The sequence below is a fragment of the Dyadobacter sp. HNCC25DJ186 genome (assembly GCF_056895235.1).
Window position 1 is genome coordinate 1,060,707 of record NZ_JBXHAS010000002.1, and the last position, 24,026, is coordinate 1,084,732.

Consider the following 24,026-nt stretch of genomic DNA (forward strand, 5'->3'; position numbering starts at 1 on the left):
TATTCAACCAACAATGCCTAACCAATGCCTGACCACAAATATCCTTCCTCATGACAAAAGATGACAATTCCTGACAACAAAATGACAACTTTCTTAGAGCTACTCCGTTGCCCCCGATCTGAATTTATTCATCATCGCATCCAGACTGTATTCACCAGGTCCCAAAATCAGAATAGCCAGATAGCCTACTAAAAACGCTGTGGCAAGTTCATGCTCTCCGATCAGCTCCCAACTATGTACCGAAAGGATCACCAGCACTGTGAAAATTAGCGGGATAATCGCGAAGCGTGTCCCAAGTCCGAGAATCAACAAAATGGAACAGAAAAACTCTGCAAAAATGGCAAGACTTAAAGATGCCTCCATCCCCAGTCCCATAAAATCGACAAAGTCTGTCTTGTACTCTTGAAAGTGTATGAGTTTGGCATAACCGTGGCCTGGGATCATCAGTATACCGAACCCAACTCTGAGAACCAGCGTGCCTAAATTAAAGGATAATGGTCTGTAACCACCTGCCATTGTTTTCGTATTCATAAAATGGAACTATATAAAATTTCAAAGATTAACATATGGAATTCCTCTCACAACTACCAAAAGTAGGATAATTCCAAACGCAGGAATCTTTCTTTTACCCCAAACGGAAGAAATATGTACCGAAGTGTAGATATGAGATTCCGTAGCGGTTTCATTGACTCTGCGATGATTGTCTTATTTAATTCATTCAATGTCCAACTTATGGAATTCAAATTCATGGACTATCGCGATTCGCGATTAGGCCATATAAATTCGGTAACATTAAACAACCTGAGAAATTGTTTGATAACAGACTAACCTATAAAAAACAAGCTTCGGTGAATTGTCAATCTGCCACGGAATCCGGTGGATATACTATCGGTATTTCCTCACTAAACAATATGTAATTGAACAGCCGTTGGAAAAGCTCGAACATGAGCTGAATCCAAACGATCTTTTCAGGGGTCAGCCTTACGTCAAAAAAATTACTGAATCACTCGTACTACTTGCATGGTTATGCAGGATCCAAATAGCGGTTGTACTTTCATTTTTTTATAAGATAGCTCAATGCAAATAAAAGATCTTGATCACTAAAAAAGAACATGATTACCGGTTTTTAATTGAAAACCGGTAAGCCTGTTCTCCTGTGGTATATATTGGAGAATTCGGACGCGTTGACCATATGATTCGGTGGCAGATTGACCATCAACAGACTATTACTCACAATCTACTAAATAACAATCAACCGTTTACTTAAACTGGTCAATTCCAACCGAAACAACCTGCCCTCAATTTCCGAATTGGGGTGATCAGTAGCTCCGAGTTCTCTACTAAGACATTTGATTAGACCGTAGACTCCGGCATCAGCAGCATTTATTTTCAGAGGAACAAGTACATCAAGCTTACATTTTTGCTCCTCACTTCTTAACAAACGGAGAAACATTCTCGACAAATCCGTATCTTTCAAATTCTCAAGTTGCTTTTAGGTAATCTCATTGATTTGCATAGAATTTCTCCGCTTTTTTAGCCTACGATGTGAGCTGATGGTAATCCACCTTGTCGAGTGTCATCATATGCTTTAATTAAAAGAATAATCCAACAAAGAACAAAACTATCCTACAATTAAAGATATCTAGTATTATAATTACTAAATTAATAAACCAAAATTTATTATTTTTGTGCTATGAAGAATAGCACAACCGATTGTAGCGAGCGATGAAGACTTACAGGAATTACTTGTAATGCACCGCTCTTTAAAGATAGAAAAGAGATATAATCAAAGGGCAGAAGTAGTCCTTTTAAGTCTGGAAGGAAAAAGCATTGATCAGATCATTTCGAGCACTGACCTAAGTCGTCCTATTGTAAATAAATGGCGTCAACGTTTCCGCAAATCGGGTCTTGATGGCTTGAAAGTTGCAGCCCGAAATGGAAAACCGGCCACCATAACCGCGAGTCAAAAAGCAATGGTGATTCAAAAAGCTTGTGAAAAACCAACAGATGGCTACACCAACTGGTCACAAAAACGGATCGGCAACCAGGTAGGTATCAGCCAAAGTAAGGTACACCAGATCCTGAGAAAAGCGGACCTGAAACCTCACAAAATAGAGTATTGGTGCGGCAAGAGTCCAGACCCAGAATTTGAAGAGAAGATGTTCAATATCGTAGGCTTATATATGAATCCACCTGAAAATGCACTTGTGCTGTGTGTTGATGAAAAGACTCAAATACAGGCGCTTGATAGAACACAACCCGTATTGCCACTTAAGGAAAAAGCACCCAAGCGGCTCACGGCTACTTATAAAAGAACCGGGTCGCCGGGCGACGGAACAATCGCTCTTATCGCAGCATTAGCAGTTCATACCGGAGAAATTACAGCCAAAACAATGAAAACGAATAATGCAGATAACTTCCTTGCTTTCCTGAAAAAACTCGACAGGGTTTATACACGAAAAACCTTACACGTCATCGTGGACAACCTCACGATCCATAAAGACAAAAAAGTCAAGGAGTGGTTAAAGGGCAAAAGAAAAATAAAACTACATTTCACACCCACTTACTCCTCATGGCTTAACCAAGTCGAGATTTTGCGGTCCGCCGCCGCGGTTTAATATGCTTACCAGGGACGTTCTCAAAGGTGGAGTATGGAAATCAGTCGAGCAATTATCCTCACAGCTGATCGAATACATTAAAACCTATAATCAGACAAGGGCCAAGCCATTCGCGTGGACGTATACAGGGAATGCACTGTAAATTAGTTAACTTTCTTAGAGATCAACACACTAGGGAGGTGATTTTTGGTAGGGAGATTGTAGTAAATAATTATATTCAATATACAGGGGATCAGTCGTATAAATAAACAGACAAATTGGATTTCTTTTTAAATTTATCTTGAAATATAATATTGCGAATAGCTAAAATTATCTGTAGTGGTCCTACAGTTTCGCTACACATAATTAGCTTGGGGAAATTGGATAAAATTACGTTTTTTTCTGATGGCCGTATTTATTCATTTTTTGTCACGCCAATAAGCCTGTTCGCGGATTCTCTCTTTTGTTGGATCATATTCTTTTTCACTTCATTCCAAAATGGCGCTTTAGCGGAATATTCACCTGCTACTTCAATCGGTGTTTTTCCACTTAAGTTACTGTGGGGACAGAAGTACGGGGACGCGCGGTTATAGTAGAATTGCCATTCAGCAAGTTTCTCTGAAAGGCCTGGGTCGTTCAGGTCAACAGTTCTGTAAAACTCCTCGAGGTCAGTCTGCTGACTTCCTTCTACTTTCCCATTCAGATGCAGAGATCGCTGCTTTATAGGCCTAAATTTGCCAGGTCGCCGGTGCGATGCAGTATTCCATCAATCTTTCCTGGAACGCAATTGTAAAGAATTCCTGGCCCCGGTCAGTTTGGATGCGCTGAACGGGATAGTGAAATTCTTCAATCAGCTTGTCCAGAAAGTCAATCGAATTAGCAGCTGAGCGTCGTTTATACAGATTTAGAACCCTCAGTCGCGTACAGTCATCAATAGCAGTGTATGGATACAACCCAGCCTTAATCGTGCAAAGCTCTACGGCGCCGGACGCCCGGTTGCACTCGTTCACCTGGGATCAGCTTTGCATACCTAATTGGCAGATTGTTTTTCCCATATCGACGAAAAGGTTTAATAGCGTGTTTTTTTAGTATTCGTGCAACGGTAAAAGCAGAAATTTTCAGTTCGTGGTATTTTAACAAGTGGGAGCAAATTCTAAGTTTTCCAAAGTTAAACTCATTTCGAATTTTGGGAACAAGTGTCTCTTGCTCATTACTAAACTTTTGACAGTCAAACCGCTTTGGGCGATGTGGGCAGTCAACCAGATTGTAATCCTTATCGGAGAGCAGGAATTTGTATTTAAGCAAGTAACATTAACCGATGAAGGTTTACCGCTCCACTCCCTGAATAAACTTTATGAAGACTATCTCGTAGAGTTTTCCGATTTTCTGGAAATATGGGAGTATTACAGCTTTCACAGTAAGACCCTGCCCGATGAGCTCACTGAACTTACACAGGTAATCCGCGAGATTAGGAAACTGGAAGATAAAATAACTTTAAAACCCGGCCTGTAAACATAATATGTTATGATACCGCCAAAATCAAAACCCAAGAAAATCTACAAAGCCCAGGTTCATATTATTCACAGCATGATCCACATGGCGAAAAATAAACTTAACCACGAGAAGTGGATGCAGCCATGGGATTTTGTGGAAGCCAATATTTGGGCATTCGAAAAAATGAATGCAGTATTGAGAGAAACCTACGGCCTGGTTTATGATCCCTCATATTCCTGGGAAGCAGCAGAGTTATTTTTTAAAGGAATGGATGATTGAAACGATAAATCAAAAATGCACCATGAGCAAAACCCTTACTGAATTACAGGAACTTCTGACATTCTTTGAAACTGCCAATCTTCCGCAGGTACCGTTTAAACTGAATAAATACATGACCGTCGTAACCGACGTTCACAAATTCATCGAATCATCAGCTCACGCTGTAAGGGACTACAAGGGTCCAGAAATCGTTCACAATTCACTGCTGAAACATTTACAGGAGTTGAAGGGGATTGTGGAGAAGGAATATGGGAATGCACTATATTAATCAATTAGTAATTATAATGAGCGGATGATGTAGGCGGAAGTTAATATTGGAACCACAGGTGGTTATACTTCCGAAAGCGGAATTACTGCATTCGACATTCAGATTCATGATCCCACAGCAGGAACAAAGTTATTCATGTTAAAAAAGGAAGGTTATGTAGCTTACATTTCTGAGCTGACCAAAGTTTTAGAACTATTCCTTATTATAGCTCCGATCATTACATAAACCAGCTTTGAAGGTTCAAATACAGCCAAAATAAAGCCCGTAAACAATTTTTAAAGTTGAGACATTTAGGATGAAACCCTCAAACCGGATTCTCAAAACAAGCCGTTAATTGGCGTTTCATTACATCCATTGCTACAAAATTATCAAAAAACATTTGGGCGCCAACCTTTACAAAGCGTTCATGTTCAGACTGACCATAGACGACAATCAAGGCCAGGGGAGAAAGTTTTCTGATCATCGCTATGATCTTTATATCCACATAAAAAGGATCATCCAGGTTGATAACAGCCAGATCCAAATTTCGCCCATATCCCAAAGATGAAATTTCATTGGCAACTTTAACTTGCACTGGCTCGGTCGACACTTCTGAGACTACTTCTAAAAGAAAATCCCAGAGCAAAGTAATCCGATTAAAAATGAGCACATTTTTCATTAATTTTAGAACTAGAGAATTTAGGTTAGTTATTTGGTTTTTCTGCAATAAGATCAAACTTTTCAAGTAAAACTAAAATCCCTGCAAAATCAAGAGTCACTTTCTTGATCAAAATCAAAATGACGGCCCGGCAAAACCTGAAAATGATTAGCAGAGCAATGAGCTGCCAGTCCAGGCTGTGCTTGGTAAAGCAGAATTATTCATCAAATTGCAACAGAGAAAAACGGTCAAAACCTAAAAGCAAAATGGCGAATTCCAAAGTCTATGGCACTCCAAAGTAAGCAGGAAATTGAATTGGCGCAATGGGGAGCGGTTATTGAGGAAACGGAAATAAAAAGGTTGTTAATGTTGGAATAACGAGTGGAAGTCGTGACGGTTTGTTTTTCCGCTTGGCAGGCATTCCGGTAGCCGGTACTCTCCTTCCTTTCAATTTTACCAATATTTACGACTTGTTATTAATTCAATTCACTATTACAATTTACTTTCTCATTAGATCTGCAATTTTAAATTTGCAGAGCAAAAGGAGGGATTGTCTAAAATTATTTCCCTGACGTCAACGCATACCTGGCATCACCTTAACTTACCTGCGGCCGCCGCTGCGGGTGAATTTGATTTCAGTGAACAGCAAATTGTACCAACTTTTGGTATGGAGGCAATTTTGAAGCTTTTTAAGGCCTAATATTTCGTTACTTGCTGCTCACTGTACGTCAACTTACTTTAGCAGACCCGCCGGAAAAACTGTACTTTTAATGAAGCCTTCCTTAACCGGGGGAAGAGCACATGGCGTTTGCCATTTCCAGGGCAATGCGGAAAATAAAGCAGCTGTTATGGTTTCGGCTTCGGCAAGGGCATTGCAGAACGTAAGGCCCATCGGGAATGCGCATTATTTTGTCGTAGAAAATTAGTTGATTTGATAGAACAAAAAAACATCGTCGGGCTAATCAAAAAGCCAAATCCCATTATCTGCTTTGTAGATGAAGAGCTTTGGCTTTCAAATACCTAATTAACAATACACCAGCAAGATGAAATTCTTTTTAAATTTAATAATACTCTAATATTTACCATCTAAAACGGTATTGTCATCTTTGATCACACGGCAAGGATTGCCAACAGGAATGACCGTTTACCGGTAAATCTTTTGTTACGCCACTCCCCGTACAAATGATGGTGTTATCTCCAATATTTACACCCGTAGGCACAACCACATTTCCTCCAATCCAGATATTATTTCCAATGTTTATCGGGTAGGCATATTCCAGACCCGCAACCCTTTGCCTGGCATCTGCCGGATGTAACACGTTGCTGCCGATAGTTACCCGTACACAATCGAGAATCGTACACTAAATATTCGAAAAAAAATTATCTGCTGCATGGATATTGTAACCATAATCACAATGGAGCGCTGCTCTACCAAAAAATTCTCGCCTAGGGAACCAAATAGCTTTATTAAAAGGTGTTTTCTTCCTTTGCTTTTCGGGGATCAAGCTTATTGAATTCATAGCGTAAATCCATGGCAAGCTGTCTCGCTTCAAAAAGCGCAGTATCGAAAGCCAGATATAATTCTGAGGGCAGCATCTTCTCTTTTTCAGTTTTGTTAGTCTTTTGGGGTATTATTAATTTTCAAACGCGCGTGAAATGGGGTTGCGATTTTACCAAATTAGCATGTCCTTAATCTTTATTTTTCCTTATCCAATCAGCACGCCTTTGGTCTGGGTGATGCTTCACCTGAAAATGTTCGAATTTTGCTTCAAATCCATTTCCGTCAGGACAAGCTGCCACTAATCCGACCATTACGGGATGGTTTTCTTTCAAATACGTAATCCTGGTCATAGTATAGGTTTGATCATCCAAAGAGTAAAATATTTCTAACGCGTTCAACCGCCTTATTACTTTTACCCAGATGAAAGGTGGGATTTTATCCATCGGAATAACACTCCAGTCGCTTGTATGACTAGTTACTACTGTACTTATATTCAGTTGCCCGTCTACAAACTCGACGCCGGTCTTAATATAGTTCTCATGATCCAGACGAACCATCAATCCCATTTGATCAAAACGGTCCTTAAAGTTACCAGTGAGCTTAACTTTTGCCTCAAACTCCCCGCCGTAGGTTGTATATAAAAATGGGCCGTCGTCCACGGTAAAATTATAATGAGAGATCCGCCAGTAATCGCTTTGGGGCGTTACAACCATTGTCAAGGTATTATCTATAATTTCCCAGCTACGGGGTTCATTAAACCATTGCATCCTTTCAAGACTTGGTGCCATAATAATTTATTTTTGAGCTCATTTATGGAATATTTGTTTCTTCGAACTTAACAAAAATCTGGTATCATTCTCAATATCCGAGCGCTTACAAATTGCAAATTTTTTACCCCCTTATTTTAGAAACCACTAATGCGGCTTTGCAAGCATGTTCAGAGAATTACGTCATGACTGAGTTGGTGAAAGTTCAAAACCAATTCTTCCGTAAGCATTCTTGCTTTCTTCATATCAGAAAGCCTGTCTCTTTGAAGATCCGAACAACCCAAATACATTGAAAGATCACTTTTTAGAAGGAGCTTTTCTAACTCCATTACCTGGTCTGATACACGATTATTAAAGCCTTCTGCGGGTGTACCATCCGCCCTGAGTTCAGCTGACTATACCAAGCCAAGGACCAGCGTTAAGTATGCCTGCCGGCAATCCAGGAAAAATTCTCTTTAAAAATAAGACGTTATTAAGCTCTGGTCGTCTGGACGAAAAATGAATATCGACAAAACTCAGATTGCGGTGCAGGATTACAAATATCGTTTGTGGCATTTTCTGTGTAGATTTTGGTATAACTATAAAGTGTTGCACACAATGATAACGTCTGAAGAAAGTACAGATAAGCAGGTTTTAGCTCGCAAACTATTTGAAAGGCATTTTACTACAAAGGCCAGTATAATAAGGGTTTTATCTGATGTACCTATTAAATACCTCTTGTCGTCAGGCCTTTTGTAGGGCTTATCTCAAGTAATATCAAAATCACCTGAATACCTTTTTCGCTTGAATCCTTGTAGCTAACAAATCACTTTCATAATTTATCATTCACTTTTAGAATTAAGCGTTCATATATGTCCTATTCCAAACTATAATCTAAATTTTCAATATTTTGCGAAAAAACCTGGTGACTTTTTAATTTATAACCCTGATCATGCGGCTGCTCTTACCTTTCGGGGTAAATGTCCTGAATAAGTAATTGCCTTTTGAAGTCAGTGGCGAAGTATACAGCGGACTCTTCATCGTAGGTGCTGTGCCGTCAGTGCTATAGCGAATGGCCAGGCTTGGATACTGATTGTTCGCTGTTATCTTTCCATTTTCAAGTAAAACGCCCGGAGTAGGAACGCGGTAGGAAAATCCGCCCGCATAATAGTCCAGACGCGGCAGCTCACGGCTCCAAACACGCTGCACATAGCCGTTCCAGGCTAGCTGATAGGCTGCAGTACTCCTGGCTGTGTCTGGCTCAGTGGCCCAGTCCGGATCTTTTGCCCAGGCTCTTTCTGCACCACTCAGCAATTTAGGTAAAAGCATGTACTCGAATCGTTCAGTCGTTTCAATGGTTTCACCCCAGAGCGCAATCTGCAGACCGACAATATTCTTTTTACCTTCTTCGGTAAGCGCTTTCTTGCCGTGGTAAGCATTGGGCGAAATAGGATTCCCGTCCAGATCTTCGCGACTGTTCTTATAATAATCAAAGGGGATAAAATAGTAAGGCTTGTCGAAATCTACAAAGCCGGCCCAAAACATCCCCGGTTCGTTGAAACTCTTGTTGGCGGCCATGTCCGCGTAATTATTGGTAACATTGGAAAGTACAACCCGGTAACCCAGGTTGGCCATCCGGTATGCCAGATCCTCAGCACCTGTTCCCAGCAAATTGTTCCAAACATCCGTCTGGTACCGAAGGTGGGCCAGAGAACTGTCCTCAACCATGCGTTTCCTGCCATTTTTAAATATTTTCTTCATGCCAATCTCCTCCCAGCCATACAGGTAAAGGTTGCGCGCCTCCAGTATCGTGTTGACTTTGGAGAAATAGTACTTCCATAGTTCGTCCACTTTTTTTATCGAAGGATCTTTTTCAAGCAAAGCCTTCACCGCCGGCGATCTTTCCCATACGCCCGAAGGTACTTCATCTCCACCAAAATGAATGGTCGCCAAAGGTGCGTCCGCCTCTTTGTACATTGCAAGGAGTTCGTCGGTTACTTTTTCCATGAAATTATAAACCGATGGAAGTGCAACATTGACCACATTGTCTCGCCAGCCTTGTACCGAGCGGTATTCCGACTCGTCTTTCGGATCTCTCAGGCGGTATTTCTCTGCTTCTTCTTTTTGCCCCTTTGCCATCAGATCACGGTAGCGTTTTTCCATGGAGTAAATTGCGGCACGCGCATGACCGGGCGTTTCAATCTCGGGAATGACGCGAATGTGTCTTGCCGTAGCAAAGCGAAGCAGCTCAATATAATCACTTTTGGTATAGTAACCACTTCCCGGATAGGTGCCTGCAACGGGGCCTGAACCGTAAGTCGGACGAAGATGATCAAGATCGGTGAGGGTATGTCCGCGCCGTCCACCTACCTCGGTAAGCTCAGCAAGTCCTGGGATTTCCAAACGCCAGCCTTCATCGTCGTTCAGGTGAAAATGGAGCACGTTCATTTTGTACAACGCCATCAGGTCGAGTACTTTCAATAACTCAGCTTTGGTTCTGAAATTACGTCCCACATCAACCAGCAGAGCCCGGTGACCGAATCTTGGCGCATCTTCTGCCTCCAGTGTTGGAAGTGCATAGGATGCCTGTTTATGTTGCCAGGCAGTTGCCGGAAGCAGTGTTTTCAGCGACTGAATCCCGTAAAATATCCCTGCCGGGGAAGAGGCCGAAACGACGATTTTGTCCTTTTGTACAGATAATTGGTAAGCTTCCGCCGCTAGGTTATTTTTTTGCAGGAAGATAGCCTTACCTGTACCGGTTTCGGCAACTTGGGATTCTTTAGTCAAAATTCCCCTCAGGTCCTGCGCCAGTAAATTTGCTTCTTTGGTAAATAAAGGATCAGCGATGATCCTGATTCCGGCATGCAGCCGGAAGCTTCCGTTGGTTACCCGGTAGCTGACAGGAGTGGGAAAAATTTTGATTTGCTTAGCCAGTGGTGCAAATTGCAGCTGTGCGTTTTGATGAAAAGTAGCTGCGGCTACGTCCGGTTCATTTTGAAGCGCGCCCAGGTAGTCGGGATCTGTATTGACAATTTTTTCGCCCTGAGCAGGATTTTTGTCCCAAACAAGATAAAAACCCAGCGATAAATCGGACAGGTTACGGAAGTCTTCTGCGGTAATTTTAATGCGGGTAGTCGCTCCGGGAGCCAGTGGCGTGAAGCTTTTGGTCGGGGTAATCCGGTAAAGACCGCCATCCAGCGCAGTGATGTCGAAATCCGGATTTTCTTCTTTCAGTAGTCTTTTAAAGTTGTTAAAATAAATGGCCCATCCGGCAGCGGGAAGCATGGTTTTTCCGGAATTGGTCAACACGAGAACCGCGCGGCGGACCGCACTTCGCAATGGCGCATCGGGAGCCGTGCGGGCCACCTCCATTTTGTACGTCAATGTTACCGTTGAGGAAGTTGATTGAGCAAAACACCAGCTTAAACTTCCAAACAAAATCAAGCTGAATCGTAGTAATCGGGATATCGTATTCATAGCCCAAAAGTAAGTTCGGGTAAGTAATCCGGATGTTCCAATAATCCCGAAAGAAGTTAAAGCAGTCCCGGACTTGACTACTTATTCAGAAATGCAGGGTTATGCATTTTGCTGGCTCTTTAATTTAGCCACGTATTCCGATGGCGAAACACCGTATTGTTTGGTAAAACTTTTGGAGAAATACGAAGGCGTGTTGAACCCGACCTCATAGGCAATCTGGTTAATGTTCAGCCGTCCTTCCTGCAATAGTTTCAGTCCTTTTTTCAGTCGTATGGATTTGATAAAATCATGAACGCCCTGGCCGGTTAATGATTTAAACTTGGCATACAGCACAGTCCGGCTCAGATTCGTAAGCTCGCTGATTTTCTTATTGTCCAAATCCGGGTCTGCCAAATTCTGCTCCACGTAGGTTACAATTTTATCCAAAAACTCTTTATCCAACTGGTTGGCGACCAGGTCCGAAGGGTAAAGGTCATCCGACTGGACAAACTTCTGCCTTATCATATCCTGGTTACGGATAAAATTATACACCACCTGGAATAGCAAATGCTGTTTGACAGGCTTCATCAGGTAACTATCGGCGCCCGCTTCGTAACCCGACAGCTGGCTGTCTTCGCTGGCCTGACTGGTAAGTAAAATAACCGGAATATGGCTGGTGTTCGGGTCATTTTTGATTTTCTGGCAAAATTCCAGTCCGTTCATTACCGGCATGATCATATCTGAAATAATCACATCAGGCTGAGATCGGGCCGCGACCTGAATAGCCTCTGCACCGTTTTCTGCCTCGGAAACATCGAATACATCCGAAAGCAATAGTCTAAGAAACGTCCGTATCTCAGGATTATCATCCACAATCAGAATTTTCTTTCCGTGTAAGGCTTCTAGTTTTTCATAGGATAAGGTCTCGACGGTTTTTGTTTCAGGGGGCGGCAGCGGCGAAACTGATAGAGGACTGTTAGCAGATTTGATCGCTGTATTTTTTGATTTCGGGAGCATAACAGTAAAGGTCGTTCCTTTATCCGGCGAACTTTCCACGGAGATTGAGCCCTTGTTGACCTCAATAAATTCTCTGACGATGACAAGCCCCAGGCCGGTTCCGGTTTCGCCGGCAGTACCAATCGTAACGCTTTGCCGCTGAATGTCAAACAGGCTGGTGGCTTGCTCCTGGCTCATGCCAACACCTGTGTCAATAAAGGCCAGGATAATCTGATCGTCATTTTCTTTTGATTCTACCGATATTCTCCCATTCACAGGAGTGAATTTTATACTGTTGCTCAGCAGGTTACGCAAAACAGTGTCAATCATTTGCACATCAACAAAAACAGTGTGGAAAGGATCCACCTTTAATGAGAAGTGAATGTTTTTACCTTTCATTTGCTGTTCTAAGAGCGCCTCATTTTTGATCAGCAGCTCGTGCAGGTTAAGGTCTTCGGGAAGGTAGGCGATGTTTTGCGTCTGTGTCTGGGCCCAGTCAAGCAGGGTGATCAGCAAATTTTGGATAGAATTTGAACTTTTGTTGATATCACTGATATAGCTGTAAATTTCCTCGCTACTGAGCTCGGGAAACTTCACTTTCACCAAATCGGAAATCCCCGACAAAGCGGCCACCGGATTTTTGAGATCATGTGCAAGTATCGAAAAGAAGCGGTCCTTGGTGTGATTGCTCACTTCCAGATCTTCAATAGCTTCTTTTAGTTCGCGTGTTCTGGCGGTAACAACCCCTTCCAGCTGTCGGTTTTGTTGTTCTACGGAGGCCAGGCGCTGGTAAAAGAGCAAAAGTATGATCCCGATAATCGCCACAAGAATGAGCAACCTGAACCACCAGGTTTTCCAGAATGGTGGGGTTACTATCAATATGACTTCGGCGCTGTTGGCAGATAGTTCTCCGTTATTTGCGACAGTTTTTACCTTGAGCACGTATTCTCCGGCATCCAGGTTAGTATAGGTTACATTGTTTTTTGATCCAATCCGGCTCCACTGTTTATCAAATCCTTCGAGTATGTAGGCGTAGTTGACCTTCTCCTTGTTGATGTAATTTAGAGCGGCGAATTCGAATGTAATGACCGACTCGGCGTAGGATAGTACAATTTTTCTGACGCTGTTGATGCTCTCATTTAAAGGAGAGTTATCCTTGCCGACCGGCATCTCTTTGTTGAAAATCTGAAAGCTGGTGAAAAGGATAGGAGGTTCAGCAGCAGATGTTTGGGTGTCTTTTGGATGAAATTCGTTGAATCCGTTAAATCCCCCCAGGTACATTTTTCCATTTCGACTGAGGCATCGTGCCGCTTTAAACTCATTCCCCTGCAGTCCGTCGGTAACGGCAAAGTTTTCAAATGTATTCTTGCTGATGCTGTATTTGGAAATCCCTTTTGTTGTACTAACCCACAGGTTGCCAGCTTCATCAGCGATCAGACCGGTAATGACGTCGCTGGGCAGACCGTTTCGTGTATACCATTGCGTAATCTCTCCTTTTTTCGGATTGAGCCTGTTCAACCCGTAGTTTGTACCCAACCACAGATTCCCCTGGGCATCCTCCCAAATGGATGTTACACTATTGTTGCTAAGACTGTTAGCAGAGTCTGTATGTTTGAAAGAGCGGAATTTGCCGGTTTTTCTGTTCATCATACAAAGCCCCCCACCGTCTGTTCCTATTAGCAACCTGCCGCTACGACTTTCCTGAAGCGTGAGAATATAGTTTCCACTCAGGCTGGTTGGATTTTCAGGATCATTTACATAATGGGTAAACGAATTATCCGACGGGTTGTACAGATCGAGCCCGCCACCATAGGTTCCTACCCAGATTCGTTCCTGGCTATCTTTCAAAAGGTAAAAAGCATAGTTGCTGTTTACGCTCTTCGGGTTTTGAGGATCATTTACATAATGGCGGTAATTGTTTTTCTCCGGGTTAAATACCGTAATTCCCTCGCCCCAGGTACCAATCCACAAGTCATGATTTTTATCCTCGGCTACCGTCAGCACATAATCGCCGGCAATAGAGTTGGGATTGTCTTTGAGGTGTTTGTAATTTCTAAACTCATTTTTTGAACGATCAAAGCGATCCAGACCGCCTCCATCCGTACCGATCCAGAGCAGGTCTTTTGTGTCCTCGTAAATGAAGTTCACGATATTGTTGCTCAAACCAGCGGTTCCCTGCCGATGCCGGTAATGATTGAACTTGCCAGCTTCCGGGTTAATTACGTTGACCCCTCCATTCAGCGTTCCCATCCATAAATTACCCTGCCGGTCTTTATGTACGGAGTTTATCGTATTGCTGCTAATGCTGGTTTTGTCATTTTCGTTGGTCCGGAAGTGTGTAAAGCTGTTATTTTGGGTATTGAAAAGTGTAAGCCCATCATTTTCGGTGCCAATCCACAAATTACCCAGATTGTCTTCGGCGATAGAAAGCAGGACGTCATTACGAAGCTCCTTCCGCTTAAAAGGACTGAATAGCCCAGATTTCCTGTCCAGCTTACTGAGTCCTCCGCCGTATGTACCTACCCAAAAATTTCTATTACTGTCTTCGAACACAAACTTAACCTTATTATAAGATGCTGAGTTGGTTTGAGGAATCGTTTGAGTAAAGTTGCGGAATGTCTGCGTCTTCTTGTCGAACAGGTTAAGTCCGTTCGTAGTACCAACCCAGATGTTTCCATTCTTGTCTTGATATATATGGGAAATATTGTTGCCTGTTAATCCACCAGGTTTGCTGCGGGTTGCAGCGTAGTGTACGAACCGTTTTTTCTTAGAGTCGTAAAAATCGAGCCCTTCGGAAGCGGTTCCGATCCACACATTATTATCACTATCGACGAAAATACACTCGATGTAATCGCTTGAAATTGTTCCGGCCACTGATGATTTGATGCCTTTCCGGTAGTGGTTAAATTGATTGGATTTCGGATCGAACACATTGACCCCACCCTCCCAGGTCGCAAGCCACAATTTCCCATCGGCATCTTCGGCTATGGCCTTGATATCATTGGAGCTTAAACTATTCGGCTCACCAACATCTTTCTTAAAGACGGTAAAATGATAACCGTCATACTTATTCAGCCCGTCCATTGTAGCCAGCCAGATAAATCCTTTTTTGTCTTGGAATGTGCAACGAACGGTATTTTGCGAAAGGCCGTCACTACTGCCAATGTTGATAAACTTTACATTACTGGTTTGGGCGAAAATGTAATTTGACAGCAAAACAAGCAAAAAGACCGTTACTCTATATAACATACTAAAATATCTTGATTGAGGACTTTCACCATTTTTAATTTTTGAAGTTACAACTTTGAGGATTTAATATTATTGAATATTTTGAAATTACTGCCAGAAAATTCGCTTCCAGGGGTTAAAAAGGCAACCCGCGGACAGAACTACCATAATTTGGGACTATTGGAACACTGTGCCCAATGCGCTGCTGGTAATTTTATCGAACCAATCATCATTGCGATTATCGTTAGAATACAAGCATGTGATATTTAGGATAAATGCCTTTCTGTTTACCCAATTTTTCCGATCCCTTATCGATTAAAATGATGTCAAAATTTACGAAAAAATTATGCAATGCACTCTTCTTTACCGCCTCAGGACTACTGTCATTGAGCACAACGGCAGTATCGGTATATGGGTCCCCGAATGGGGTTACCACCAAGTTAAAGAAGATAACTATTTCAGGTAAGGTAGCATCAAAAGAAGGGGAGCTTCTCCCCGGTGCCTTTGTAATAGAGAAAGGTACGCAGAACGGTACCAGTACCGATATGAGCGGTAAGTTCAATCTGTTAGTTGAAGACAATGCGATCCTTATCGTTAAAATGCTCGGCTACGAAACATTGGAAATGCCAGTTGGCGGCAAATCGGTACTCGATGTAGTCCTGGTTAATGATGTTGCTTCGCTGAACGAAGTAATGGTCGTAGGGTACGGCAGCAAGAACAAAAGCAGCTTTACCGGTTCGGCGGTAACATTGGGTTCGGAAGATCTTAATCAGGCTTCCCTTTCAATGGCGAATTTGCTACAAGGCAGAGCGGCAGGTGTGCAGGTAACCCAGAATAATGGTACGCCCGGAGCAGCGCTTTCAATCCGGATTCGCGGAACCAACTCGTTGAACGCTGATAGTGAGCCGTTGTACGTCATTGACGGTTTCCCGGTTAACGGCGGTGTGGGTTTTTCCCTAAATCCCGAAGATATAGCTTCCATCACCATTCTTAAAGACGCAGCTTCAACAGCTATCTATGGTTCACGTGGTGCCAACGGTGTAATTCTGGTAACAACCAAAAACGGATCAAACAAAAAAAGCCGGGTTAGTCTGCATAGCTCTTACGGTATTCAGAAGGTAGTGAACCGCTTTGATCTGGTTGGTCCTTATGACCATGCAGTTAGACTAAACAGGCTTGCCGGAATCAACGGGGAGCTTGCCCCTTATGGCGCCGGACGGTTGGATTCATTGCAACGGGGAATATTAGGTACTGACTGGCAGGATGAACTTTTCCGCACAGCTTCTGTACAAAACCATACCGTTAGTTTTACCGGTGGCAATGAAAAAACATCGATTTTCTCAAGTTTTGATTACCTGGATCAGGAAGGTATCATCGTTCATTCCAACTTCAAGCGGATTGGTGGTCGTGTCAACATAGACCACACCGTGAATGACAAGTTCAAAATGTCAGCCCGTGTTTTTGGTAACTACGGTGTCCAAAATGATCTGCCTCTTTCTCCTTCAACAATCAACGGATTTTTGAAGCAGGTTTTGAGAGCTAATCCTGCATCTACTTACGATTCAGGAATGTCTCCGCAGCGCGATGCACGTAACCCGCTTCACTTTGTTCAGGCGGAAGATCGTGAAAATACCTCCTACCGTACCAATGGTTATTTCTCTATGAAGTATGAGATCATCAAAGGTTTGTTGCTACAAGGGGACTTCGGGGCAGATATCACCAAGAGCAAATACCGCTACTTTGCTCCCTCAACGGTTCCCAATGCTATATCGACAAAAGGTCTGGCTACCGTGACAGACATCGATGAAATGGATTTGATCTTTAACCCAACACTTAACTACGATATTAAGAAGGGCGAGCATTCCATCAAATTATTGGCAGGTTACAACCATCAGAATTTCACCTACCAGGAAACAGGTATAACAGCTACCAATTTCAGTAGCGATGACCTTGGATATAACAACCTGGCAACGGCGCAGGAGTTCAATGCTTACTCAGGAAAAAGTATGATCAAACGTAAAAGCTGGTTTGGACGTGTGGATTACGACTTCAATGACAAGTATATTTTTACCGGTATTTACCGGGTAGATGGTTCTTCGGTTTTTGGAGACAACCACAAACTGGGTTATTTCCCTTCCGCAGCATTCGCATGGAAATTTGCTCAGGAAGAGGCATTGAAGAATCTCCCGTTCCTATCGTCTGGTAAAGCGCGCGTCAGTTATGGTATCACTGGTAATGACCGTATCGGTTCCGGTATTTCCCTGGCAACTTTCGCTGCCAACAGTTCAACCCGCTATACTTTTGACGGAGTCACTTCGGTAAGTGGTATCGCGGTTACACGCCTATCCAATCCTGATTTGAAATGGGAACAGACTGCGGCCTGGGATCTTGGACTGGAAGTAGGATTGTTCAAGAACAGAGTCATTGTAGAAGCTGATTACTACGATAAGCAAACCAATGATCTGTTGCTTGACAGAAGTATTTCTCCTTCAACCGGTTTTGAAACCCGTTTCGGAAATGCCGGCAAGGTTCAAAATAGAGGGATAGAGCTTTCGGTTCAAACGGTGAATATAACCGGCAAGGATTTCAAGTGGAATACTACAATTTCTTATGCCAACAACCAAAACAAAGTGAAGTCATTGGGTGTTAACAATTCGGATATTTATGTAGGAAGCTTCAAGCCAGATGGTGCTGCGAACTTTGAAAGTCCGTTTATCATACGTGTCGGAGAGCCTATAGGTGCGATTTATGGGTATGTTTACGAAGGAATTCTTCAGGCAGACGACCCGGCTTTGGCAACACATCCCAACGCGCAGGCTGGAGACCCGAAATTCGCGGATCTTAACGGTGACGGTGTCGTAAATGCCGACGACCGTATGGTGCTGGGAACAGGTGTGCCAAAAGTGAACTTTGGTTTTACAAATAACCTGACTTATAAAAATTTAAGACTGGATGTAGTGGTACAGGGACAAGCAGGCGGAAAGCTGGTAAATGTTCAGAAAGTCGATTTATTAAACCCGATTACCCAGGGAAATGTGCTTAAGCAAGTCATAACCGACACATGGTCTCCGGAGAATCCAAGCGGTACGATCCCGGCCCGTAGTTTTTACGGTAATACGCACGGAGGTTTTGTTAACTCACGCTTTATAGAAAGTTCAGATTTCCTTAGGTTGAAAAACGTGACACTCACTTACAGCATTCCTGCTACTGTATTGAAAAGTATAGGGTTAGCCGGATTTGATATTTATGTGAATGCGCAAAACCTGGCTACACTCACCAAATATTCGGGGTTAGATCCTGAGATTGGTAACCTGGTCTCTAACACACAGCAGAACCGCAATGTGGCAAGAGGGATAGATTTTAATGCATATCCGGTGAGTACTATGTTTTTATTAGGTGGAAGATTGACGTTTTAATCAAAATATAAATCGAATCAGAAATGAAGAATGCATATCGAATAATGAATGTAGCCTTGCTCTCCGGATTTTTTCTGGTGGCGGCTTGCGAAAACGGACTGGAAGACGAAACATTTTCCGTGTATGACCAGAACGTACTGACCAAGCCGGAGCATGCCGAACAGGCAGTTCGTGGTGCCTATGCAGCATTGAAAGACAATGGCGGCTTTGGTTATTATGCCGGTCACCTGTACTGGTTGTACGAATATCCGGGAGAAGTGGTAACCACTACGGGTACGGCGCGTCAGGGTGGTCAGATCGATCAGCTGACCTACGATGCTTCGAACTCCACTTTCAATGGCGTATGGATCAGTATTTTCAAACTAATCTCAAGAGCTAATGAAGCCGAAGAACTGATTTCCAATGTTGATTATACAGGAAACTCGTCGACTGTGGCGCTTCAAAACCAGAATTTGGGAGAAGTTCGTTTCCTGAGAGCATTGGCTTATTACGATGCTACATCACTTTGGGGAGATGTTCCTTTGTTTATTAAATCATCTTCTAAATTTACAGAAAGTGATGAAAATCCCCCATTGACCAAACAGTCTGTTATTGAAGAGGCAATGATTGCGGATCTGCAATTTGCAGAGCAGAACCTGCCACAGTCATATTCTGCCACGGAAGTAGCCCGTGCGACAAGCGGTGCGGCTAAGGCACTATTGGCTCGTCTTTACATGCGCCGTGGTGAGTTTGAAAAAGCTGCTGAAAAATCATTGGAAGTCATGAACAAAAACTATGACTTGAGAACGCAGGCCGAAGGTGGTATCAAATCACTTTTTGCTACAAACAACCGCTCGGATAACGAGTTTATTTTTGTTCTGAAATCATCAAACGAGGCGGGTTCTTATGGTATCAACAGTAACAGTTTTGGTATTAACTCGGTGCCCTGGGATTTTAACAGAGGCTGGAACAACTTCCCGATTCACCTGCAGTTCTATGCACAGTTCGCCAAGGAAGATGCCAGAAGAGAACTACTCACAGGGATTTACAAGGCAATTTACGGGACGATTATCAGTGTTCCAAAAGAGTTTGGCGGCATTGGTGGAACTGCTCCTGATACCACAGCGGCCAAGTACGTTTACAACTTAAAATACCCGCACGTCAACAACTATAATTATGCAGGTTTCAACAACGTAGTTATCATTCGCTATGCCGACGTATTGTTGATGCGTGCAGAAGCATTGAACGAAGTAAGCGGTCCTAACCAGGAGAGTATTACGCTGCTGAATCAGGTTCGTACCCGTAGCGGACTTCCGGCGCTTACGTTGGCTGCTTTTACTACCAAGGAAAAACTGCGGGATGAAATTTTTGAAGAGCGCAACAAAGAGCTGTTTATGGAAGGCCGTAAGCGCGATGACCTCTTCCGTTGGGGAAGAAGCGCCAGCAATGGTTCTAATCCTCTGTTGAAATTTAAGGAGAAAATAGTACCCAGGTTGCTGTCACCCTCTACCTATTCAGATGCGGTGGATTACACCAAGTATCCTTATCCTCAGAATGAAATCCAAAGCAACACATCGCTTGAAGCCAATGTGAATGCAGGGCGGGTTAAGTAAAGCAATAGTTGCCTAGGGAAAGGTACCGATGTGGTTAAATTCGGTACCTTTCTTACGTAAACAGTCAATTCAGTATGCAGAAGTTTAAGAAGCCCCTTGTTTTAATTGCCTTGCTTTTAGCGGGAATCACACTGCTCTGGCAGTTGGATTCGGTTAAAGATTATGTCGCTCCCATTCGGATTGGCGCAATTGATTTGGTTCATGTGCCTGAGAACCGGCTTCGTTTTAAGGTTCATGTGAAAACAAACCGTAATTCGGATGCCTATTTGAAATACTGGAAACGGAACAGCAAAGACACATTGTATTCTACCGTTTCAAAAAACACTGATTCACACACGCTCTGGATTGTCAATACCACCGGAGACACGCGTTTTACTTTTCAGGTAGTAGCTTCGACGGGTACCAAAACTGTGCAGAGCAAGAAATACCCGCTCGAAACCCGCTCTATTTACCAGGCCACTCCTTACTTTACGCTGGAACACATCGATAGTACTTTCTCCAAAGAAATGGAGAATAAATACTTCCTTACCCAGATTTTGACTGAACCGGGATCGGCCGTTATCCTTGATCATAAAGGCGAAATTGTCTGGTATGAGCCGTTTAAAAAAGGCGTGAAAGTCTCGTACTGGACGCCGGAAAAAACAATTTTATGTATTGTCGGCGCAGAAAAAATACCATCTTCGGGAGGAGACGAAATTATTGAAATGGATCTTACAGGAAAGGTCCTGACTCATCTGCAGGTCGGCAAAGGAGACATGGATAAGTTGGTTCACCACGAAGTCCGTACCGATAAGGACGGCAACATTTATGCACTTACTTTTGATAAAAAGCGATTTGACCTTACATCCGTTGGCGGAGTAAAACAGGATACTGTGAAAGGCGATGGAATTGTCATTTTTAGCCGTGAGGGAAAAAAACTTTGGGAATGGAGCATGCTTGATCACCTGGATCCGTTGTCTGATCCGGAAATCATGAAACATAAAAAAGATTGGGTACATGCCAACTCGGTCTACCGGGAGAAAGATGGCAACTTCCTTATCTCCTACCGCGATTTGAATCAGATCTGGAAAATAGATTTCAAAACGGGAAAAGTACTTTGGAAGCTGGGCGAAAAAGGGGACTTTCCTTTAACCGAAAACCAGCTTTTCAGCGCGCAGCATTTTGCGCATACTACTGCGACCAACGAATTGATGATGCTGGATAACGGTATTAAGAACGAGACTACGCGTGCGCTTTCGTTCAAACTGGATACCAGAAACAAGACAGCGCAAACAGTGCTGGATATTAAATTGCCCAGGGAATATTACACCACAGCCAAAGGGAATGCGCAGTTTATCAACGGCGACAAAGTACTGTTCAGCCTGACCGACCCGCGTTCCTTTCTGATCACTGATTTAAAAGGTAAGATTCTGTGGAAAATTCTGATTGGCGGCGATCCGTACCGATTGGAACCAACGCCGGGCTTTACATTGAATAAACCGAAATTTTAAAAAATGGCAGTCACTTTCGAAACGGCTACTGAGCAGGAAACGATTAGTTTGCGCTATCTCTTTTTCACCTTTCTGAAAATAGGAATGGTGTCTTTTGGAGGGCACATGGCATTGATTTCCGTAATCCAGCGCGAAATGGCGGAAAAGGATAAAACGATCTCAGCTGAGACAATTCTGGATGCGGTAGGAATTGCGAGTCTGCTGCCCGGACCGATGGCGGTTAATGTTGTCACCTATCTTGGTTATCATTTGAAAGGAAAAAGGGGCGCATTGGTCAGTATGCTGGGAATTTTGCTTCCCGCATGCACGCTTATGCTGGTGCTCTCCTGGGCTTATTTTGCTTATTCGTTTACCTCTGAAGGAGTGGGAAGCATGTACTTTGTTCCGGCAACGGTCGCGGCAATCATCCTGTCCACGGGCGTTCAGATGTTTCAAAAGGAAGTGGGAGCAAAGTCGTTAAAGCTTATTTTGTGTTTCACAACCATCTTGCTTCTGCTATTTTTTAAAAGTTATTTTCTGACCGTCCTGCTCCTGCTTGCCGGAGGAATAGCCGGAGTACTTTTGAAACTGGGAACTGATAATAAAGCACAAAATAGTTCAAGGACGGGTTTCAGTTTGAAGCCAGGCAAGGCTGCTGCATGGACGCTGGCACTACTGGCACTGGTAGAAGTTTCCTTCCTCACCAATGCTGCGCAATATTTTGAGAACATTTACATAAAAATAAGTCTGATTTTTTCAGGAATCAGCTTGTCGCTGTTCGGAGGAGGTTATGTCATGATCCCGATTATGCAGGCATTGTTTGTCGATGATTTGAAATGGCTGCTGAAACAGGAGTTTGTAGATGCCATCGCCTTCAGCCAGATCACCCCCGGTCCCATTCTGGTGAGTGCGACTTTCATTGGATACAAGCTTGCCGGTGTTAGCGGCGCGCTGCTTGCTACCGCGGCGATCTTTATCCCGTCGGCAATTGTGATGATCGTCGTTTCCGGAATTTTTGAAAAAAATAAACACCGGCAATTTTTACAAAATCTACTAAGTGGTATAAAGGCAGTGGTAGTTGGTATGATTCTGGTCGCAGGGGTCAACATTGCACAGGGATTCGCAAGAGATTACCTGCTCGTTGGCGTAACGGTTGTCGTGTTTGCACTAAGCTACCGCCTCAAAATAAGTCCTGTGTACCTCATCCTGCTATCGATACTTTCGGGTATCAGTTTTTATTCCTGGCAATAAATACAAAAAAACATGGCTGAAAACTTTAATAATAGATCAATTGCCAACAGCCGACAGCTGACAGCCCAAGGCTGTCCGCCGCGCGGCCGACAGCCCCAAGGCATTCAAATCATCGGCACCCAGCGATCCGGATCCAATCTGCTCCGGGTTATCCTGGATCAGTCGGCAGATATTGCTTCTCCGCATCCGCCCCATATTTTGGTAACATTCGGCCCTCTTATGTCAAAGTATGAGCCGCTGACCAAAGAAAGTTATCAAATGCTGGTGAACGATGTGGTCGATTTTGTGGAAGCGAATCCGGTTCCCTGGGAAGGAGTCGCGTTGGATAAAGAAGCTATTTTTAATGCTTCGGAGCGATACACGCTTTTTGATCTGAACCGTCAGATTTACAAGGCAGCAGCCCATGCGAAAAAGGCCCGGTACTGGTGCTGTAAAAGTATGGCCAATGTTCACTATGCGGAAGAGCTGGAAACATACGGGATCATTGATAAGTACATTTTTCTTTATCGCGATGGACGGGATGTGGCAGCCTCGTTCAAAAAGGCCGTTGTGGGTGATAAGCATACGTATTTTCTGGCCAGGCAATGGAAACAAGATCAGGAAGCGTGCTTGTCACTGGCTGCGCAGCTTGAAGCAGATCGTTTTTTTGCGTTAAACTACGAAACGCTGATCAGCGAACCCGAGCGTACGGTTAAAGCGTTGTGTGCGTTTTTAGATATAGATTACAATGAGGAGATGCTCAATTTTCATACTTCGAATTCTTCCAAAATAACGGCAGCGGCTGGGGAAATGTGGGCCAATCTAGAAAAACCGATCATGAGCGACAATACGGGTAAATTCCTAAAGTCGTTTAAAGAGGGCGATCTTGAAATATTTGAAATGGTGGCAGGCAAAACACTTCAAAAACTAGCCTACCCTTTGTTCACTTCCATGGATAATCCGGAGTTGATTTCGCAGGAAAGTGTGAACCGCTACCGGGAAGAAAATAAGTTGCTTAAAAATGAAGTGCTTACAACTGCACGAAAAAGTGATCTGGAAAAGAGGGAACCTCAATTAGTCATCCTGGATGCAATCAGGAGCCGACAGTCAGTTTAAC

General features: G+C 43.3%; 20 protein-coding genes. 12 read left to right on the forward strand and 8 right to left on the reverse strand.

The window, feature by feature from the left end; all coding sequences use genetic code 11:
* Window positions 1–99: 99 nt before the first annotated feature.
* Window positions 100–531, reverse strand: a complete 432-nt coding sequence (locus AC1XUO_RS09385) for a DoxX family protein (RefSeq protein ID WP_483329512.1) — start codon at window positions 529–531, stop codon at window positions 100–102.
* A gap of 1,220 nt (window positions 532–1,751) precedes the next feature.
* Between AC1XUO_RS09385 and AC1XUO_RS09390 the strand changes: the two genes are divergently transcribed.
* Together AC1XUO_RS09390 and AC1XUO_RS09395 are read left to right on the forward strand one after the other, a co-directional pair.
* Complete coding sequence (locus AC1XUO_RS09390) at window positions 1,752–2,618, forward strand: IS630 family transposase (protein WP_483329513.1); 867 nt, start codon at window positions 1,752–1,754, stop codon at window positions 2,616–2,618.
* A 1-nt stretch (window position 2,619) separates the two neighbouring features.
* Complete coding sequence (locus AC1XUO_RS09395) at window positions 2,620–2,760, forward strand: IS3 family transposase (RefSeq protein WP_483329514.1); 141 nt, start codon at window positions 2,620–2,622, stop codon at window positions 2,758–2,760.
* Window positions 2,761–3,325: 565 nt separating this feature from the next.
* Here the strand turns inward: AC1XUO_RS09395 and AC1XUO_RS09400 are convergent.
* A complete protein-coding gene (locus AC1XUO_RS09400; protein WP_483329515.1) occupies window positions 3,326–3,607 on the reverse strand; it encodes a DDE-type integrase/transposase/recombinase in 282 nt (93 codons plus the stop codon).
* A gap of 193 nt (window positions 3,608–3,800) precedes the next feature.
* Between AC1XUO_RS09400 and AC1XUO_RS09405 the strand changes: the two genes are divergently transcribed.
* Genes AC1XUO_RS09405 through AC1XUO_RS09415 form a run of 3 tightly spaced genes read left to right on the forward strand, consistent with a single transcriptional unit; the run spans window position 3,801 to window position 4,638 of the window.
* Window positions 3,801–4,109 carry a hypothetical protein gene (locus AC1XUO_RS09405; protein ID WP_483329516.1) on the forward strand — a complete coding sequence of 103 codons (309 nt, stop codon included), beginning with the start codon at window positions 3,801–3,803 and terminating at the stop codon, window positions 4,107–4,109.
* A gap of 12 nt (window positions 4,110–4,121) precedes the next feature.
* Window positions 4,122–4,370, forward strand: a complete 249-nt coding sequence (locus AC1XUO_RS09410) for a hypothetical protein (protein ID WP_483329517.1) — start codon at window positions 4,122–4,124, stop codon at window positions 4,368–4,370.
* A gap of 22 nt (window positions 4,371–4,392) precedes the next feature.
* Complete coding sequence (locus tag AC1XUO_RS09415; RefSeq protein ID WP_483329518.1) at window positions 4,393–4,638, forward strand: DUF6965 family protein; 246 nt, start codon at window positions 4,393–4,395, stop codon at window positions 4,636–4,638.
* Between the two features lie 304 nt (window positions 4,639–4,942).
* Here AC1XUO_RS09415 and AC1XUO_RS09420 read toward each other — a convergent pair whose 3' ends face one another.
* A complete protein-coding gene (locus tag AC1XUO_RS09420) occupies window positions 4,943–5,296 on the reverse strand; it encodes a hypothetical protein (protein ID WP_483329519.1) in 354 nt (117 codons plus the stop codon).
* 529 nt (window positions 5,297–5,825) lie between these two features.
* On the opposite strand from AC1XUO_RS09420, the gene AC1XUO_RS09425 reads away from it, so the two are divergent.
* Window positions 5,826–5,975, forward strand: coding sequence for a hypothetical protein (locus AC1XUO_RS09425; protein ID WP_483329520.1), 150 nt, complete (start codon window positions 5,826–5,828; stop codon window positions 5,973–5,975).
* Window positions 5,976–6,045: 70 nt separating this feature from the next.
* Window positions 6,046–6,201, forward strand: coding sequence for a hypothetical protein (locus AC1XUO_RS09430; RefSeq protein ID WP_483329521.1), 156 nt, complete (start codon window positions 6,046–6,048; stop codon window positions 6,199–6,201).
* Between the two features lie 174 nt (window positions 6,202–6,375).
* On the opposite strand, the gene AC1XUO_RS09435 is transcribed toward AC1XUO_RS09430, so the two are convergent.
* From AC1XUO_RS09435 to AC1XUO_RS09455, 5 genes are all read right to left on the reverse strand, one after another.
* A complete protein-coding gene (locus AC1XUO_RS09435; protein WP_483329522.1) occupies window positions 6,376–6,594 on the reverse strand; it encodes a hypothetical protein in 219 nt (72 codons plus the stop codon).
* A 148-nt stretch (window positions 6,595–6,742) separates the two neighbouring features.
* Window positions 6,743–6,871, reverse strand: a complete 129-nt coding sequence (locus AC1XUO_RS09440) for a maltose acetyltransferase domain-containing protein (RefSeq protein ID WP_483329523.1) — start codon at window positions 6,869–6,871, stop codon at window positions 6,743–6,745.
* A gap of 93 nt (window positions 6,872–6,964) precedes the next feature.
* Window positions 6,965–7,564, reverse strand: a complete 600-nt coding sequence (locus tag AC1XUO_RS09445) for a DUF1349 domain-containing protein (protein ID WP_483329524.1) — start codon at window positions 7,562–7,564, stop codon at window positions 6,965–6,967.
* An 891-nt stretch (window positions 7,565–8,455) separates the two neighbouring features.
* Complete coding sequence (locus AC1XUO_RS09450) at window positions 8,456–10,999, reverse strand: family 20 glycosylhydrolase (protein WP_483329525.1); 2,544 nt, start codon at window positions 10,997–10,999, stop codon at window positions 8,456–8,458.
* A 99-nt stretch (window positions 11,000–11,098) separates the two neighbouring features.
* Window positions 11,099–15,223: a hybrid sensor histidine kinase/response regulator transcription factor gene (locus AC1XUO_RS09455; protein WP_483329526.1), complete on the reverse strand. Its 4,125-nt coding sequence runs from the start codon at window positions 15,221–15,223 to the stop codon at window positions 11,099–11,101.
* Window positions 15,224–15,522: 299 nt separating this feature from the next.
* Here AC1XUO_RS09455 and AC1XUO_RS09460 point away from each other — a divergent pair, with 299 nt between their 5' ends.
* The 5 genes from AC1XUO_RS09460 to AC1XUO_RS09480 all read left to right on the forward strand — a co-directional run bounded on the left by AC1XUO_RS09460 (window position 15,523) and on the right by AC1XUO_RS09480 (window position 24,025).
* The gene (locus AC1XUO_RS09460) at window positions 15,523–18,618 is read left to right on the forward strand and encodes a SusC/RagA family TonB-linked outer membrane protein (protein ID WP_483329527.1); all 3,096 of its coding nucleotides are present in this window, start codon (window positions 15,523–15,525) and stop codon (window positions 18,616–18,618) included.
* Window positions 18,619–18,641: 23 nt separating this feature from the next.
* The gene (locus tag AC1XUO_RS09465) at window positions 18,642–20,210 is read left to right on the forward strand and encodes a RagB/SusD family nutrient uptake outer membrane protein (RefSeq protein WP_483329528.1); all 1,569 of its coding nucleotides are present in this window, start codon (window positions 18,642–18,644) and stop codon (window positions 20,208–20,210) included.
* 74 nt (window positions 20,211–20,284) lie between these two features.
* On the forward strand, window positions 20,285–21,700 hold the full coding sequence (locus AC1XUO_RS09470) for an aryl-sulfate sulfotransferase (RefSeq protein WP_483329529.1): 1,416 nt from the start codon (window positions 20,285–20,287) through the stop codon (window positions 21,698–21,700).
* Window positions 21,701–21,703: 3 nt separating this feature from the next.
* Window positions 21,704–22,930, forward strand: a complete 1,227-nt coding sequence (gene chrA / locus AC1XUO_RS09475; protein WP_483329530.1) for a chromate efflux transporter — start codon at window positions 21,704–21,706, stop codon at window positions 22,928–22,930.
* A gap of 12 nt (window positions 22,931–22,942) precedes the next feature.
* Window positions 22,943–24,025 (forward strand): sulfotransferase family protein, encoded by a 1,083-nt coding sequence (locus tag AC1XUO_RS09480; RefSeq protein WP_483329531.1) that lies wholly within the window; start codon window positions 22,943–22,945, stop codon window positions 24,023–24,025.
* Window position 24,026 lies beyond the last annotated feature (1 nt).